Here is a 15,810-nt window from a genome sequence, read left to right as displayed (position 1 = left end):
TGATGAAGCATCAGCCCAGAGCTTTGCGTGCGCCGGCAAACAGGCGATACCAGCCGGAAAGCTCATCCCAGCCTTCGGGCGCCCAGCTCATCTGTGCGGTGCGGTATACGCGCTCGGGGTGCGGCATCATGATGGTTACGCGGCCGTCGGCAGTGGTGACACCGGCAATACCTTGCGGCGAGCCGTTGGGGTTGAGTGGGTAGGTCTCGGTGATTTGGTTTTGACCGTCGACATATTGCAAAGCAATGTTGAGGCCGTCTGAAATGTTGCCGCCCAAATGGGTAAAGTCGGCACGGCCTTCACCGTGGCTGACCACCACCGGCAGGCTGCTGCCGGCCATTTCGGCCAGAATCAGCGAGGGCGATTTCGGAATGTGAACCATGCTCAAGCGTGCTTCAAACTGCTCGCTGGCATTGCGTTTAAACTTCGGCCAGACTTGTGTGCCGGGAATGATTTCGGCCAAGTTGCTCACCATCTGGCAGCCGTTACACACGCCCAACGTGAGGGTGTCGGCGCGCTCGAAAAAGGCGCTGAACATATCGCGCAATTGGGGGTGGAACAAAATCGATTTTGCCCAACCTTCGCCGGCGCCCAATACATCGCCGTAGCTGAAGCCGCCGCAGGCCGTTAACATATTAAACCCGCGCAGATTCACACGGCCTGCCATCAAATCGCTCATGTGCACATCGTAGGCATCGAAGCCCGCGCGGGTAAAGGCGGCGGCCATTTCGATTTGGCCGTTAACGCCTTGTTCGCGCAAAACAGCGATTTTCGGCTGGGCACCTTTATTGATAAACGGTGCGGCGATGTTTTGGTTGACATCAAAAGTCAAATCGGCAAACAGGGCGCTGCGTTTATCATCACTCAATAATGCGTATTCGCTGTCGGCACAGGCGGGATTGTCGCGCAGGCGTTGCATCTGCCAACTGGTTTCGCTCCAGGCTTTTTGCAGGTCGAGACGGTCTTCATTCAGCAAAACGGTGTTGCCGTTTTGAATCAGCAGGCGCTCGCTGTGGTTGATGCTGCCGATTTGATGCAGTGCAGCAGCAAGGCCGGCTTGGGCAAAGGCCGTCTGAACCGTTTCGATATCTTCGGCCGCCACTTGGATGACGGCGCCCAATTCTTCATTAAACAAGGTACGCACGGCGGCATCTTGCAGCTTGCTGTTATCGCTACAGGCCCGTGCCTGCTCGATCATTACGGCCAAATCCAGGTTCATGCCCAAGTGTGAGGCAAAGCTCATTTCGGCCAGCGTGGCAAACAGGCCGCCGTCGCCGCGGTCGTGATAGGCCAAAAGCTTGCCGTCGGCCAGCAGCGTTTGTATGGTTTGATAAAATGCGGCCAGGTGGGCGGCATTGTCTAAATCAGGGGCGACACCGCTGATGTTTTTCCACACCTGCCCCAAGGCGCTGCCGCCCATACGGCTGCGGCCGAAACCCAAGTCGATGGCAAAAATGGCGCTGTCGGGCCGGTTTTCCAGCTCGGGTGTGATGGTTTTACGCACATCGATCACCGCGGCAAAAGCGGAAATAATCAGCGATAGGGGGGAAACCACCGATTTTTGCGCGCCGCCATCCTGCCACACGGTTTTCATCGACAAGGAATCTTTGCCTACCGGAATACTCAAGTCCAACGTTTGACAAAGCTGTGATACGGCCTCAACGGTGCGGTAGAGTTTTTCATCTTCACCGGCGTTGCCGCAAGCGGCCATCCAGTTGGCGGAAAGTTTGATATTGCCCATGCTGCCGATATTCACGGCGGCGATGTTGGTGATGGCCTCGCCCACGGCCATGCGGCCTGATGCGGGGGCGTCAAACAAGGCGACAGTGGGTTTTTCGCCCATGCTCATGGCTTCGCCTTGGTAGGTGTGGAAACCCATCATGGTAACAGCGGCATCGGCTACGGGGGTTTGGAAGCGGCCGACCATTTGGTCGCGGTGGGTCAGGCCGCCGACACTGCGGTCGCCGATGGTAATGAGGAAGTTTTTGCCGGCCACGGTGGGCAGACGCAACACACGGTAGGCAGATTCGCGCAAATCGTATTGGCCGGCATCAAACGTGCTTTCAGACGGCATCTGTTTGCTGTCGCTGCGGGTGGTTTTGGGCGGTTTGCCGAGCAGCACATTCAGCGGCAGGTCAACCGGGTTGTTGTCAAACAAATCATCGCGCACTTGCAGATGGCCGTCGTCGGTAGCGGTGCCGACCACGGCAAACGGGCAACGTTCGCGCTCGCAGATGGTGCGGAAAGTGCTCAAATCTTTTTTGAGAATGGCCAACACATAACGCTCTTGCGCTTCGTTGCACCAAATCTGCATCGGGCTCAAACCGTGTTCTTCCAGCGGCACATCACGCAGCTTAAACACCGCGCCGCGCCCGGCATCGTTTACCAGCTCGGGAAAGGCGTTGCTCAACCCCCCCGCGCCGACATCGTGAATCGAGATAATCGGGTTGTTACTGCCCAATTGCCAGCAGCGGTCGATCACTTCTTGTGCACGGCGTTCGATTTCGGGGTTGCCGCGTTGCACCGAGTTGAAATCGAGATCAGATTTGTTGGTGCCGGTGTCCATGCTGGAAGCCGCGCCGCCGCCTAAGCCGATGAGCATGCCCGGGCCGCCGAGTTGGATCAGCAGCGCCCCGGCGGGGATTTCGTCTTTATGTGTTTGCTGCGCCTGAATGCTGCCCAAGCCGCCGGCAATCATAATGGGCTTGTGGTAGCCGCGCATCTGGCCGTTGTGTTGTTCTTCAAAGGTGCGGAAATAGCCGAGCAGGTTGGGGCGGCCGAATTCGTTGTTAAACGCCGCGCCGCCAATCGGGCCTTCGAGCATGATGTCGAGCGGGCTGCTGATGTGGCCGGGTTTGCCGTAAGCGGTTTCTGTGGCGCTGTATTGCTCCCACGGCTGCTCTGCGCCGGGGATGTTGAGGTTGGACACGGAAAAACCGGTGAGGCCGGCTTTCGGACGCGAACCTTTGCCGGTGGCGCCTTCATCGCGGATTTCACCGCCCGCACCGGTGGCTGCGCCGGCAAACGGCGCGATGGCGGTGGGGTGGTTGTGGGTTTCCACTTTCATGATGATGTGGGTGTCTTCTTCATGGAAGCGGTAAGCCTGGCCTTCGGCAGCGCTCGGATAGAAACGCTCGATTTTGGCGCCTTCGATCACGGAGGAATTGTCTTTATAGGCCACTACCGTGCCTTCGGGATGGGCGTTGTGGGTGTCGCGTATCATGCCGAACAATGATTTGGGCTGTGTTTCACCGTCAAGAATAAAATCGGCATTGAAAATTTTGTGGCGGCAATGTTCGGAATTTGCTTGAGCAAACATCATCAGCTCGACATCGCTGGGATTGCGCTTGAGGATTTGGTAGTTTTCAACCAGATAGTCGATTTCATCGGGCGAGAGCGCCAAGCCCAATTCGCGGTTGGCTTGCACCAAGGCCTCTCGGCCTGCGCCCAATACGTCAACCGTGGCAAAGGTTTGCGCCTGCGGGTGGGCAAACAGTGCAGAGGCCGTCTGAAAGTCGGGCAATACGCTTTCGGTCATGCGGTCGTGCAGCAGCGCCGCCCATTGCTGCTTCTGCTCATCGGTAAGGCTGCCTTCAATCCAAACTGCCATGCCGCGTTCGATGCGCTCGATATGCGCAAGGCCGCAGTTGCGGGCGATATCGGTGGCTTTCGATGCCCAAGGCGAAATGGTGCCGATGCGCGGGGTAATCAAAAATAAATGCAGGCCGTCTGAAGCTGCGGGGGTTTGGGGAACACTTTCGGCAGCAAGAAGGGCCTGCAATTTGGCAACGGTGTCGGCATCCGGCGCGGTGGTGCTGCTGGCAAAATACCAAAATTCGCTGCTTAATCCGGCTTCGGGCAAACCGGCGGCTGCGGCTTTTTGTAATAATTTTTCAACACGGAAATCAGATAAGGCAGTAGCGCCGCGCAAGGGTAAAACGACAGACATGGATTCGGCTCACAGATGCGGTTGGAAAGAACCCGAATTGTACGCCAAATTGATGTGTGCTGCTTGGGAATTTTGATGCCGTAATATTAAAACAGGGGGCTGCAAAAGCAACTTTCAGACGGCCTCAAGCGGCTTGTTGGGCCTCTTTGGCAGATGCTTGAAAGTTGATTGAATAAAATAAAGCTTTATGTTAATTTTATCGTGAAATAAACCGATCAATCTATTAAAAGGCCAGCACCATGAAAAAAATCGAAGCCATTATCAAACCGTTCAAGCTTGACGACGTGCGCGAGGCGCTGACTGAAATTGGCATTACCGGCATGACGGTGAGCGAAGTCAAAGGGTTCGGCCGTCAGAAAGGCCATACGGAAATTTACCGGGGCGCCGAATATGCGGTGGATTTTTTGCCGAAAGTGAAGCTGGAGCTGGTTTTGAGCGATGCAGATGTTGACCGGGCCATTGAAGTGATTGTGGAAGCAGCACGCTCGGGCAAAATCGGGGATGGTAAAATTTTTGTGCTGCCGGTAGAAGAAGCCGTGCGTATCCGTACCGGCGAGCGTTCGGATGCGGCGGTGTAGGGTAATCAGATTATTCTGAATCATTCTGAATGGGTCAGGATACCCTAACGCCAAGTAACTGCAAGATATCCAATCTTACTGCATTTTCCACTGACTGCATTTTCCACTGAGCCAGTTTGCATTTTCTAATGATGTAAAATGTAAGCGGAGATCGGGAACACCCTATAAAAGAAGGCCGTCTGAAAGTTAAAAATACTTTCAGACGGCCTTCTTAATACCCATGCACAAAAATAATCTAACGGTTCGCCGCCTTTATGAATGGGTATTAATCAGATGACTTGACTTCAGAGGGGCAAAAATTTCCGGCTTGCGCCGCGCTTGTCGTGCAACGGCTCGGGCTTAAACGATTTCTGCTTTGGTAATCACGACCGCATCTGCCGGCACGTCATCATGATAACCATGGCGTTTGGTGGCCACGCCTTCGATGGCATCAACCACATCTTGGCCTTCTACCACTTTACCGAATACGGCATAACCCCAACCGTGCATGCTCGGCTCGGTGTGGTTCAAAAAGGTGTTGTCTTTGGTGTTGATGAAAAATTGCGCCGAAGCCGAATGAGGGGCTTGGGTGCGGGCCATGGCGATGGTGTATTTGTCGTTTTTGAGGCCGTTTTGGGCTTCGTTTTGAATCGGCTCGCGGGTGGCTTTTTCGTTCATGTTTTCATCCATGCCGCCGCCCTGAATCATAAAGCCTTTAATCACGCGGTGGAAAATTACGCCGTCGTAAAAGCCGTCTTTAACATATTGTTCGAAATTGGCGGCGGTAGCCGGTGCTTTTTCATGGTCGAGCTCGATACCGATTGTGCCGAAGTTGGTGTGCAGTTTAATCATGAAGCATCCTTTTTAAAGAGGGTTGGATTTGATAGAAATGGGGTGGGGCGGTGATTCTTCAAGGCCGTCTGAAAAATTGAGGTTTCAGACGGCCTGAACAATGATAATCGTTTCAGCTTTGCTGATCCAGCCAGCGTTCGGCATCAAGTGCAGCCTGACAGCCGGAGGCCGCGCTGGTAATGGCTTGACGGTAGGTGTGGTCTTTCACATCACCGGCTGCCCATACACCTTCGATGTTGGTGGCGCCCACATTGTCGGCGCTGCCGCCATGGGTTTTCAGATAGCCGGTTTCATCCATGTCGAGCTGGCCTTTGAAAATGTCGGTATTCGGTTTGTGGCCGATGGCGATAAACACGCCGTTAACCTTGATTTCTTCGGTGGTGCCGTCGTTGTTTTTCAAGCGGGCGCCGTTGACACCCATATCGTCGCCGAGGATTTCATCCAGATTGGCATTAAGCTTGAGAATGATTTTGCCTTCTTCAACACGCCGCATCAGTTTGTCGACCATAATTTTTTCGGCACGGAAGGTGTCGCGGCGGTGAATCAGGGTAACGGTGTTGGCGATATTGGCGAGATATAATGCTTCTTCGACTGCGGTATTGCCGCCGCCGACCACAGCGATATCTTGTTTTTTATAGAAAAAACCGTCGCAAGTGGCGCAGGCGGACACGCCCTTGCCGGCAAATTTTTCTTCTCCGGGCAGACCGAGGTATTTTGCAGAGGCGCCGGTGGCGATAATGAGCGCATCACAAGTGTATTCGCCCATATCGCCTTTGAGCGTGAAGGGGCGGTTTTGCAAATCAACGGTGTGGATCTGGTCGAAAATCATTTCGGTGCCGAAGCGCTCGGCATGAGCTTGAAATCGGGTCATCAGCTCGGGCCCTTGCACGCCTTGAGCATCGGCCGGCCAGTTGTCTACATCGGTGGTGGTCATCAGCTGTCCGCCTTGCTCCACGCCGGTAATCAGGGTGGGGCTGAGGTTGGCGCGGGCGGCGTAAACGGCGGCGGTATATCCGGCAGGGCCGGAGCCGAGGATAATCAGTTTGCTGTGTTTGCTGCTCATGATATTTCCTTAATATGCTAATATGCTTGTTTGATTTCATGCTCTAGGGTGTTCTGACCATTCGTTTATGGAGAGATTTTTGTTCCTGAAAATGCAGATGTCAGGCAAAAAAACGCAGCAGCATTGGGCATCTTACAAAACTTTTGATGTGGCAGATGCGTTTTTTGCGGCCAAAGGCACTCATAAATCGAATGGTTAGGATGCCCCCGATTGTACTATTGAAACAGGCCGTCTGAAAGCTTGATAGCGTAGCTTTATCTTTCGCTGCGGGTTTTTCCTATGCCGGAAAAACTGCCTTCAGACGGCTTTTGCATCAGCGGCGGCGCCCGAAACCGCGGCGTGCCGGCTTGCGATAGTTTGACGGCGCTTTGTTGGCTTGACGGTAATTCGGCGTGGCGGCGCGGTTTTGGCTGTTGGCGTTGGCTGCTGCTGCATTTTGTGCGGGCACACTGCGGGTGTTCAACTGCTGGCTGGTTTGGCCGCGGTATTGGCTTGACTGGTAATAATTCGCTTGTGCACGGCGGGCGGCGGGGGTGTCGGCCTTGGCTTTTTGAAATTTATTGGCCAAGGCATTGCCGATAAAAGCACCGGCGGCAGCACCGATCAGGCTTTGCAACAGCCAGCTGCCGGTTGATTGGTCATAAATATATTGTTGGCCGTCGGTGCCGGTAACCGGCTCGCCGTTGTTGCCGTTAGCCTGAAATTCGGCCGGAATGGTATCTTTCACAGCGTCGGTGGTCAGCTCGTAAACGGTGTTGTCTTGCTGGGCATTGGTGTTTTGCTGTGCCAGCTGCTGTTGCAGGGCTTCGATTTGTTTTTGCTGCTCTTGCAGCTGTGCTTGGGTATTGTCTTTGCAGGCGGCCAGCGCGAAAGCGGAGAGGGCGGCAAGGGCAATCAGTTTTTTCATGGTGTTGTGTTTTCCGTAAAAAAAGAAAGTTTGAGATGGCCTCAATATCGGGCAGAAAGGCGATTTATCAAGAGTGCTGCGGGCAGTATGGTAAAGAAATTTTTATTTCGAACGGGTATCTGCCGTTTTGCCTCAAGCGATAAAAGGCCGTCTGAAAATAGTGTTTCAGACGGCCTTTGATGGTAAAAAACCGATTAATCAAGCTTTTTAAAATGTTTGCGGCGTTCGTGCTCTTGCAGCCAGCGTTTGCGCAGACGGATAGATTGCGGGGTAATTTCTACCAATTCATCGTCATCGATAAATTCAACTGCGCTTTCGAGCGTGAGCTTGATGGGCGTGGTCAGGCGCACGGCTTCATCGGTGCCGCTGGCGCGTACGTTGGTGAGCTTTTTGCCTTTGAGCGGGTTGACCACCAAGTCGTTGTCGCGGCTGTGAATGCCGATAATCATGCCTTCATAAATTTTGTCGCCGGGCGATACAAACATGCGGCCGCGGTCTTCCAGATTCCACAGGGCATAAGCCACAGCTTCGCCATTTTCCTGCGATACCAAAACGCCGTTGTGGCGGCCGGGCATGTCGGGTTTTACCGGGGCGTAGTCGTCAAACACGTGGCTCATCAGGCCGGTGCCGCGGGTGAGGGTCATGAATTCGCCTTGAAAGCCAATCAGGCCGCGCGCGGGAATGTGGTATTCAACACGGGTGCGGCCTTGGCCGTCGCTTTCCATGTTGGTGAGTTCGCCACGGCGGCGGCCCAACTCTTCCATTACTGCGCCTTGGTTTTCGTCCGGCACGTCAACCGTCAGGTTTTCATACGGTTCGCATTTTTGGCCGTCGATGTCACGGTAAACCACGCGCGGTTTGGCCACGGCCAGCTCGTAACCTTCGCGGCGCATGTTTTCCAGCAAGATGGTCAGATGCAGTTCGCCGCGGCCGGATACGCGGAATACATCGGCATCATCGGTGTCTTCCACGCGCAGGGCAACGTTGGTCAGCAGCTCTTTTTGCAGGCGGTCGCGGATTTGGCGCGAAGTGACAAACTTGCCTTCGGTGCCGGCCAGCGGCGAAGTGTTGACCATAAAGTCCATGGTCAGTGTGGGCTCGTCCACGCTGAGCATCGGCAGGCCGGCAGGGTTGTCTTTTTCGCAGATGGTTACACCGATGCCGATGTCGTCGATACCGGAAATAATCACGATTTCGCCGGCTTCGGCTTCGTCTTGCGGCACACGTTCCAAGCCTTTAAAACCTAAAAGCTGGTTGATGCGGCCCTGCGCCACTTGTTTGTCATGATTCATTACGGCAACTGCCTGGCCGGGCTTGATGCGGCCGTTCAGAATGCGGCCGATGCCGAGACGGCCGGTGTAGTTGTCGTAATCGAGTTGGGAAATCTGCAATTGCAGCGGTGCATCAACATTGCCGCTCGGTGCGGGGGTGTGTTTCAAAATGGTTTCGAACAGCGGGCGCATGTCGTCGCTGGCGTCTTCTTCTTCCAGCTTGGCAAAGCCGCTCAAGCCTGAAGCATAAACGATGGGGAAATCGAGCTGTTCGTCGGTGGCACCGAGTTTGTCGAACAATTCAAATGTTTGGTCGATTACCCAGCTCGGGCGCGCACTCGGTTTGTCGATTTTGTTGATGACAACAATCGGCTTCAGGCCGAGCGCCAGTGCTTTTTTGGTCACAAAACGGGTTTGCGGCATCGGGCCTTCTTGTGCATCAACCAGCAATACCACGCAATCGACCATGCCTAAAACGCGTTCCACTTCGCCGCCGAAATCGGCGTGTCCGGGGGTGTCGACGATATTGATGTGGTAGCCTTCGTATTCGATGGCGGTGTTTTTGGCCAAAATGGTAATGCCGCGTTCTTTTTCAAGATCGTTGCTGTCCATCACGCGCTCGTCAACCTGCTGGTTGGCGCGGAATGTGCCTGATTGGCGTAAGAGTTGGTCTACGAGGGTGGTTTTGCCGTGATCGACGTGGGCGATAATGGCGATGTTGCGGATTTGTTTCATGGCGTCAATGTGCCTTAGCTGGTATCAATAAGTAACCGCAGATTATAGCATGCTTTTGTGGCAAATCTGTGTGTAATTGCAGATGCAACACCATGAGGCAGTTAAACTTTGTAAATAAAAATTCTAATTGTGATAGATTATCAATATAGTATTCAATAAAAATCAAAATAAAACAACCATGTAACTTTTCAGACGGCCTTTTCAGGCATGGGCTTGCTGTTGATAATTGTTTGTATTTTAAACAGAAAATTTCACAATCAGGGAAATATTGCTACAATATGCTTCATCAGGTTGGCAACAACCCTATTAACTTCAAACCGCACCATTTTTTTAGCGTTGCGGCTGCATCAAGAAAGGGATATCAAATGAAGGGCGATAAAGCTGTTATCGATTATATGAACGAATTGCTGGCCGGCGAGCTGGCAGCGCGCGATCAATATTTTATTCATTCGCGCATGTATGCCGAATGGGGCTACAACAAGCTTTTCGAGCGCATCAATCATGAAATGGAAGAAGAAACCCAGCATGCCGAAGATTTTATCCGCCGCATTTTGATGCTGGAAGGCACGCCGAAAATGACGCCTGATGCATTGAATATCGGTGCAGATGTGCCGGCCATGCTTAAAGCTGATTTAAATACTGAATATGAAGTACGCGCCAATTTGAAAAAAGGCGTCAAACTGTGCGAAGAAAAACAGGATTATGTGACCCGCGATATGCTGGTGGCACAATTAAAAGACACTGAAGAAGACCACGCACATTGGTTGGAGCAGCAACTGCGCCTGATCGAGCTTTTGGGTTTGCAAAACTACCTGCAAAGCCAGCTGTAAACCGAACTGCACCCTGATACACATCACATTAAAAAGGAGCCTGTTATGAAGGGCGATCCCATTGTTAACCGCGAACTGAATAAAAATTTGGGTTTGCTGCTGGTGACCATCAACCAGTATTTTCTGCACGCCCGTATTTTGAAAAACTGGGGTTTGGAAGAGCTGGGCGAGCATTTTTACAAGCAGTCTATTGTGGAAATGAAAGCCGCTGATGATATTATCGAGCGCATTCTGTTGCTGGAAGGCCTGCCGAACCTGCAAGAATTGGGTAAATTGCTGATTGGTGAAAACACTGAAGAAATCATTCAGTGCGATTTGACCAAAGAGCGTGAAAAACATGAAGCGCTGGTGGCTGCAATTGCCATATGCGAAGAAAAGCAAGACTACGTCAGCCGCAGCCTGTTGGAAAAGCAGAAAAACACCAATGAAGAGCATATCGATTGGCTGGAAACACAGCAAGAATTGATTGCAGGCATGGGCTTGCCCAACTACCTGCAACACGGGGCGCAAGAGGACTAAAACACAAACCACTGCCAAATACAGAGGTTCTCAACCCCAAGCAAACGGCATACCATATGGTATGCCGTTTTTTATGATACTCATTCGGAAAAAAACAGATGCATTTTCAGAGGCAAAAAGCACTTGTAAATCGAGTGATCAGAACACACTAGACTTATTCTCCATAAGTACAAAAATAAGCCGTATCCGCCGCTACCTGCACTTTAAATTCCTGATTTGCCGCCACAGTAAAACTGTCGCCGTCCGCAAAAGTCTGCCATTGCGCCGCACCCGGCAGCAGCACGGTTAACGCACCGCTGATAACGGTCATCGTTTCAAATTGTTGGGTGCCGAAAGTATATTCGCCCGGCAGCATCACCCCCACCGTTGCCGGCAATGTGGCAGTGTTCAACGCGATAGAGGCCACTTTGCCATCAAAATACTGGTTTACTTTTAACATCAGTGTTTCCTTTGCAGATTTACGGAAAACCGATTTTGTGGGTTTATCGCTGATTTGTAAAGCCGGCAATCAGAGAACACCGCTTTGAAAGGCATTCATGATATAAGCCAAATAATCTGCCTGAAATTGTTTCCAACCCCTTTTAAAAGGGGTAAGATTCCAAGCTGGATTTCCTTATTTTTATCCCGTTTTCATTGCAGAAAGGTGTCATTATGTTTGAAAAAATCCAGGCAGCGCCCGCCGATCCGATTTTGGGCTTGGGCGAAGCGTTTAAAGCCGACACGCGCGAAGGCAAAGTCAATCTCGGTATCGGCGTGTATAAAGATGCCGACGGCCAAACCCCGATTGTTAAAGCCGTTAAAGAAGCAGAAAAACGCCTGCTGGAAACAGAAAACACCAAAAATTATCTCGGCATCGACGGCGTGGCCGCATTCAATGCCGAAACTCAAAAACTGCTGTTTGGCGCCGATAGTGAAATCGTGCGCAGTAAACGCGCCAAAACCGCGCAAAGCCTGGGCGGCACCGGCGCTTTACGTGTGGCTGCCGAATTTATCAAACGCCAAACCGAAGCCAAAAACGTTTGGATCAGTGCGCCCACCTGGCCGAATCATAACGCCATTTTCAAAGCCGTAGATATCAATATCCGCGATTATCGCTATTACAACAAAACCGGCCACAATTTGGACTGGGACGGCATGATTGAAGATTTGTCGCAAGCGCAAGCCGGTGATGTGGTATTGCTGCACGGCTGCTGCCACAACCCCACCGGCATCGACCCCACACCGGAGCAATGGGCGACTTTGGCTGAAATGTCGGCCGAAAAAGGCTGGCTGCCGCTGTTTGACTTTGCTTATCAAGGTTTTGCCAACGGTTTGGAGCAAGATGCTGTGGGTTTGCGCGCCTTTGCCGCCAATCATCAAGAAATGCTGGTGGCCAGCTCATACTCGAAAAACTTCGGTCTTTATAATGAGCGGGTAGGCGCGTTTACACTGGTTGCTGCCGATGAAGAAACCGCCGTGCGCGCATTCAGCCAGGTAAAAACCATCATCCGCACGCTGTATTCCAACCCGTCTTCACACGGCGGCAGTGCCGTAGCCATCGTTTTGCAAGATGAGGGACTGAAAGCACAATGGGTGGCCGAATTGGACGAAATGCGCAGCCGCATCAAAGAAATGCGCCAACAGTTTGTCGACTTGCTGAAAGAATACGGTGCAGAGCAGGATTTCAGCTTTATTGTGAACCAAAACGGCATGTTTTCATTCAGCGGCCTGAGTGCCGATCAAGTAGACCGCCTGAAAGACGAATTCGCCATTTATGCCGTCCGCTCCGGCCGGATTAATGTGGCCGGCATCACCGCCGCCAATATCCGATATTTGTGCGAAAGCATTGTTAAAGTGTTGTAATAGATAGGTTTCATAAAGCAAACACAGGCCGTCTGAAAACATGATTTGGTTTCAGACGGCCTGTTTATCTTAAAATTCAAGCAGCCAAGCTTGTCGAAGCCATTTTGTTAACCCATCCCGGATTTCGGCCGGAACAAGAATGTAGCAACAGTCATCAGGCCGTCTGAAATATAAAAAAACCCGATAAACAATCGGGCTTTTTCAATATTTTTACATCTGCTTATTTGGCAAAATATTTGCTGTAAATCTGATCATATTCGCCATTGGCGCGCACTTGTTTTAATGCTTCATTCAGCATATTCAAAGTAGCGCTATCGCCTTTGCGCACCGCCATACCGTAGTTTTCTACCGTAAAGTCGGGCACAGCCACCATGCTGAAGCCTTTGTCGCCGTTGTTTTTAATATAATTTCCGACCACGGCGCTGTCGCTGACCACGGCATCGAGGCCGCCGCTTTCCAGCTCTTTAATCAGCAGTGGCAGATTTTCAAAGCGGGCGATTTTTGGGCTGTTGTTGCCCAAAATTTGCGAGGCGGCAAAATCACCGGTATTGCCGGTTACCACGCCTACACGCTGTGCATTTTTCAAATCTTCTACCGATTTGATGCTTTTGCCTTGCGGCACCAAAATCACCTGGGTGATTTCAAAATAAGGCTCGGTAAAATCCATGGTTTGCTTGCGGTCATCGGTGATGGTTACTGCCGAAGCCAGAATATCCGCATCGCCGTTGGCCAGAGCGGGGAACAGGCTGTCCCACGGTTGGTGTTTGAATTCGACCTTGAAATTGCCGGCTTTTGCCATCGCATTCACCAAATCCACATCAAAGCCCTGCACCTGATTGGCCGAATCAAGCGACTCAAACGGCGCAAATTCAGCATTCATGGCCACACGATAAACTTTATCGGCATCGGCATCGGCTGCCGTTGCCGCCTGGTCGTTGTTACTTCCGCCGCAACCGCCTAAAGCCAAAGCAGAGCAGGTGAGGGCGGCGGCAAGCCATTTTTTCATATTCATGGTCACATTCCTGAAAACAATTGATGGTTTAGTTTAGCATAATTTTACAAAACAAAGTAGGCTGTCCATATTTTGCCTAGCGGATTTTTGCCCGAAAATACAGAGACAATGTTTCAGACGGCCTCAACGCTCTTTTTCACGGAAAAAAGCATAGGTGACATCATGAAATAAATCTGTATGCGGGCTGTCTTCATAATTCAACTCAGCCAATGCGTCTTCAAAAGCCAGCTGCACCGATTCCACCACATCTTGCGCGATGTCGGCGGGCAGGGCGCGAATCATGCCTTTAAAAGCCGTAGACAACACATGGTTTTGCATGCGCAGCACATCATTGGCTTCTTCCAGATAATCGAGGCGTTGTTCGAGGCTGTTCATGATTTTTCCTTTAAGAATCTGTTAGAATACGCACATTATAGCAAACCTGCCGGTGCCGCATATTTTTACCGGCATACCGCTGCCACATTAAAGCATAAAGCAGCAGGCCGAAAAATGAAAAGAAAGATTCTATAATGAGCAACGAACGCCCGATACCCGATCTCACTTTTACCCTCGAAGAAACCGCCGAATCTCAAAAAGAACCGCAAGCCCAAGAAGAATTCGACTGGGAGCGCGGTTTGGAGCAGCTGCGCGAAAAACGCCAAACACCCCTACATGCAGAAGCAGCGCATACCGATGTTCACATTGCCGCGCCCGATTTTTCCACCCCGACACGCCAACCTCAGGCGTCGGAGCCGGCTGTTGCACGCAAGCCGGATGCCGCTTTGCGTGAAAAAATATTGCGCGAATATCTGCAACAGTGGCAGCAAGCGCATAACGAGCCATTTGAAAACGACAACGCCCAAGCAGAAGAAGCCGATGCCAGCGTGTTGCTGCAAGAAGATTGGCTGAACGCGCAAACTTCTCTGCAAACGGCCGATGACGAACATATTCAGCACACACGAACCGTCTGGTTGAACGCCAAACGCGCACAAACACAGCCCGAAGCCGCCACGACGGCACAAGAAGAGGGCGCCGCAGCCGGAGAAGATTTGTTTGCCGAAGCCGAGCAAATACCGGTGAGCGTGCAAGTGATCGACCCACAGGTCAACCCCCGCCTGCCGGTAATGTGCTTATCTGAAAAAGAGCTGATAGAGCGTCTGACCCAACGTTTGCGACCGCACCTTACCGATGCGGTTACCGGTATGGTGCGTGTGGCGGTGCAGAAACAAGCGGCGGCACTGACTTACCAGCTGCAACAAAGCCTTAACGAACAAACCCCGGCCTTGGTAGATGAAATTCTCGAATATAACCTGAAAGCCGTGATGTCTGAAATCAGATACAGCCTCAAATTTAAACGCCGATAAGCATTAAACTTTTGAAAATAAAAATGAAAAAACTATTGTTGCTGATAGCGCTCATCGGAGCCTTATACGGCTACCAACAGTGGCAGCAACCCGCCGAACCACCGCAAAACGCTGTTGAATCGGCCGCAGCCCAAAGCAATCAAAGGCTTCAGACGGCCTTTAAGCAAAAGCAAAACAATCTGCAAATACAAGGCCGCGGCATAGTCAGCAAAACTTTACCGGATGACAACAAAGGCTCGCGCCACCAGCGTTTTGTCCTCAAGCTCGACAGCGGTCAAACCTTACTGGTTGCCCATAATATAGATTTGTCTCCTAAAATCAAAGGCTTGAAAAAAGGCGATGCCGTCGAGTTTTACGGTGAATACGAATGGTCGCAACAAGGCGGCGTCATTCATTGGACACATCACGACCCGCAGCACCGCCATATCGACGGATGGCTAAAACACAACGGCGTGCTTTATCAATAAAGCAGTTTCTTATTCTGTTGAGGCAAGCAATAATTGTGCAGCTAACGTTGTTTCAGTGCGACTGAATACTTGAGCAGGAAGTATTTGACAAAGATCTCAGGCCGTCTGGAATACCACTGGCCGTCTGAAATACCAGAAGGCCTGAGGCAAACTTGGGAAAAGATGGTAACCATAATTTCGCATAATGTATATTATGTTAAATTTTTAATATAGAGAGATAACTTGGATACTCCGCCCGATTTATGTATAGCTCTATATATAAATATATTGATAAGGCCGTTTGAATTCTGAATAAGGCCGTCTGAATGGCTTGGCATGTTTGCCAATCATTCAGATGGCTTTTTGTTACAGCATTATTGGGGAAACTTAATCCTCCGGCGTGCATCAGTAAGATGGTTTCATTCTGGAAATATTAAATGCTTCAGACGGCCTAGTGATTCAGCCATTGTCGGGTATTTTCCGA

14 protein-coding genes are annotated in these 15,810 nt (G+C 51.5%); 6 read left to right on the top strand and 8 right to left on the bottom strand.

Annotated elements, in window-relative coordinates:
- Positions 1-10: 10 nt before the first annotated feature.
- Positions 11-3,949: a phosphoribosylformylglycinamidine synthase gene (gene purL, locus LVJ83_RS07510; protein WP_244783908.1), complete on the bottom strand. Its 3,939-nt coding sequence runs from the start codon at positions 3,947-3,949 to the stop codon at positions 11-13.
- A 239-nt stretch (positions 3,950-4,188) separates the two neighbouring features.
- Here purL and LVJ83_RS07505 point away from each other — a divergent pair, with 239 nt between their 5' ends.
- The gene (locus LVJ83_RS07505) at positions 4,189-4,527 is read left to right on the top strand and encodes a P-II family nitrogen regulator (protein ID WP_244783907.1); all 339 of its coding nucleotides are present in this window, start codon (positions 4,189-4,191) and stop codon (positions 4,525-4,527) included.
- A 339-nt stretch (positions 4,528-4,866) separates the two neighbouring features.
- On the opposite strand, the gene LVJ83_RS07500 is transcribed toward LVJ83_RS07505, so the two are convergent.
- From LVJ83_RS07500 to typA, 4 genes are all read right to left on the bottom strand, one after another.
- Positions 4,867-5,358, bottom strand: a complete 492-nt coding sequence (locus LVJ83_RS07500) for a peptidylprolyl isomerase (protein WP_244783906.1) — start codon at positions 5,356-5,358, stop codon at positions 4,867-4,869.
- A gap of 112 nt (positions 5,359-5,470) precedes the next feature.
- The gene (trxB, locus tag LVJ83_RS07495) at positions 5,471-6,421 is read right to left on the bottom strand and encodes a thioredoxin-disulfide reductase (protein ID WP_244783905.1); all 951 of its coding nucleotides are present in this window, start codon (positions 6,419-6,421) and stop codon (positions 5,471-5,473) included.
- A 313-nt stretch (positions 6,422-6,734) separates the two neighbouring features.
- The gene (locus LVJ83_RS07490; RefSeq protein WP_244783904.1) at positions 6,735-7,328 is read right to left on the bottom strand and encodes a hypothetical protein; all 594 of its coding nucleotides are present in this window, start codon (positions 7,326-7,328) and stop codon (positions 6,735-6,737) included.
- A gap of 194 nt (positions 7,329-7,522) precedes the next feature.
- Entirely contained in the window at positions 7,523-9,334 is a 1,812-nt protein-coding gene (typA, locus tag LVJ83_RS07485; RefSeq protein WP_244783903.1) for a translational GTPase TypA, read from the bottom strand.
- A 365-nt stretch (positions 9,335-9,699) separates the two neighbouring features.
- Between typA and bfr (LVJ83_RS07480) the strand changes: the two genes are divergently transcribed.
- Together bfr (LVJ83_RS07480) and bfr (LVJ83_RS07475) are read left to right on the top strand one after the other, a co-directional pair.
- Positions 9,700-10,164 (top strand): bacterioferritin, encoded by a 465-nt coding sequence (gene bfr, locus LVJ83_RS07480; protein ID WP_244783902.1) that lies wholly within the window; start codon positions 9,700-9,702, stop codon positions 10,162-10,164.
- Between the two features lie 45 nt (positions 10,165-10,209).
- Positions 10,210-10,683 (top strand): bacterioferritin, encoded by a 474-nt coding sequence (gene bfr, locus LVJ83_RS07475; protein WP_244783901.1) that lies wholly within the window; start codon positions 10,210-10,212, stop codon positions 10,681-10,683.
- Positions 10,684-10,837: 154 nt separating this feature from the next.
- Here the strand turns inward: bfr (LVJ83_RS07475) and ppnP are convergent, their stop codons facing one another.
- On the bottom strand, positions 10,838-11,122 hold the full coding sequence (gene ppnP / locus LVJ83_RS07470) for a pyrimidine/purine nucleoside phosphorylase (RefSeq protein ID WP_244783900.1): 285 nt from the start codon (positions 11,120-11,122) through the stop codon (positions 10,838-10,840).
- 212 nt (positions 11,123-11,334) lie between these two features.
- On the opposite strand from ppnP, the gene LVJ83_RS07465 reads away from it, so the two are divergent.
- Positions 11,335-12,525: an amino acid aminotransferase gene (locus LVJ83_RS07465; protein ID WP_425315994.1), complete on the top strand. Its 1,191-nt coding sequence runs from the start codon at positions 11,335-11,337 to the stop codon at positions 12,523-12,525.
- Positions 12,526-12,745: 220 nt separating this feature from the next.
- Here LVJ83_RS07465 and LVJ83_RS07460 read toward each other — a convergent pair whose 3' ends face one another.
- Together LVJ83_RS07460 and LVJ83_RS07455 are read right to left on the bottom strand one after the other, a co-directional pair.
- Complete coding sequence (locus LVJ83_RS07460; protein WP_244783899.1) at positions 12,746-13,537, bottom strand: basic amino acid ABC transporter substrate-binding protein; 792 nt, start codon at positions 13,535-13,537, stop codon at positions 12,746-12,748.
- Between the two features lie 123 nt (positions 13,538-13,660).
- Positions 13,661-13,912 carry an NGO1151 family protein gene (locus LVJ83_RS07455; RefSeq protein WP_244783898.1) on the bottom strand — a complete coding sequence of 84 codons (252 nt, stop codon included), beginning with the start codon at positions 13,910-13,912 and terminating at the stop codon, positions 13,661-13,663.
- 134 nt (positions 13,913-14,046) lie between these two features.
- Here LVJ83_RS07455 and LVJ83_RS07450 point away from each other — a divergent pair, with 134 nt between their 5' ends.
- Both LVJ83_RS07450 and LVJ83_RS07445 read left to right on the top strand, forming a co-directional pair.
- Positions 14,047-14,880, top strand: coding sequence for a hypothetical protein (locus LVJ83_RS07450; RefSeq protein ID WP_244783897.1), 834 nt, complete (start codon positions 14,047-14,049; stop codon positions 14,878-14,880).
- Positions 14,881-14,903: 23 nt separating this feature from the next.
- Positions 14,904-15,347 (top strand): DUF3465 domain-containing protein, encoded by a 444-nt coding sequence (locus tag LVJ83_RS07445; RefSeq protein ID WP_244783896.1) that lies wholly within the window; start codon positions 14,904-14,906, stop codon positions 15,345-15,347.
- Positions 15,348-15,810 lie beyond the last annotated feature (463 nt).

The organism is Uruburuella testudinis (genome assembly GCF_022870865.1).
Lineage (GTDB): Bacteria > Pseudomonadota > Gammaproteobacteria > Burkholderiales > Neisseriaceae > Neisseria > Neisseria testudinis.
This window is presented reverse-complemented; position numbering and strand designations above follow the sequence as displayed.

What these genes read in the sequence shown, in the direction of transcription:
- purL (WP_244783908.1), bottom strand. Translation starts at nt 3,949, where the DNA reads ATGTCTGTCGTTTTACCCTTGCGCGGCGCTACTGCCTTATCTGATTTC.
- LVJ83_RS07505 (WP_244783907.1), top strand. Translation starts at nt 4,189, where the DNA reads ATGAAAAAAATCGAAGCCATTATCAAACCGTTCAAGCTTGACGACGTG.
- LVJ83_RS07500 (WP_244783906.1), bottom strand. Translation starts at nt 5,358, where the DNA reads ATGATTAAACTGCACACCAACTTCGGCACAATCGGTATCGAGCTCGAC.
- trxB (WP_244783905.1), bottom strand. Translation starts at nt 6,421, where the DNA reads ATGAGCAGCAAACACAGCAAACTGATTATCCTCGGCTCCGGCCCTGCC.
- LVJ83_RS07490 (WP_244783904.1), bottom strand. Translation starts at nt 7,328, where the DNA reads ATGAAAAAACTGATTGCCCTTGCCGCCCTCTCCGCTTTCGCGCTGGCC.
- typA (WP_244783903.1), bottom strand. Translation starts at nt 9,334, where the DNA reads ATGAAACAAATCCGCAACATCGCCATTATCGCCCACGTCGATCACGGC.
- bfr (WP_244783902.1), top strand. Translation starts at nt 9,700, where the DNA reads ATGAAGGGCGATAAAGCTGTTATCGATTATATGAACGAATTGCTGGCC.
- bfr (WP_244783901.1), top strand. Translation starts at nt 10,210, where the DNA reads ATGAAGGGCGATCCCATTGTTAACCGCGAACTGAATAAAAATTTGGGT.
- ppnP (WP_244783900.1), bottom strand. Translation starts at nt 11,122, where the DNA reads ATGTTAAAAGTAAACCAGTATTTTGATGGCAAAGTGGCCTCTATCGCG.
- LVJ83_RS07465 (WP_425315994.1), top strand. Translation starts at nt 11,335, where the DNA reads ATGTTTGAAAAAATCCAGGCAGCGCCCGCCGATCCGATTTTGGGCTTG.
- LVJ83_RS07460 (WP_244783899.1), bottom strand. Translation starts at nt 13,537, where the DNA reads ATGAATATGAAAAAATGGCTTGCCGCCGCCCTCACCTGCTCTGCTTTG.
- LVJ83_RS07455 (WP_244783898.1), bottom strand. Translation starts at nt 13,912, where the DNA reads ATGAACAGCCTCGAACAACGCCTCGATTATCTGGAAGAAGCCAATGAT.
- LVJ83_RS07450 (WP_244783897.1), top strand. Translation starts at nt 14,047, where the DNA reads ATGAGCAACGAACGCCCGATACCCGATCTCACTTTTACCCTCGAAGAA.
- LVJ83_RS07445 (WP_244783896.1), top strand. Translation starts at nt 14,904, where the DNA reads ATGAAAAAACTATTGTTGCTGATAGCGCTCATCGGAGCCTTATACGGC.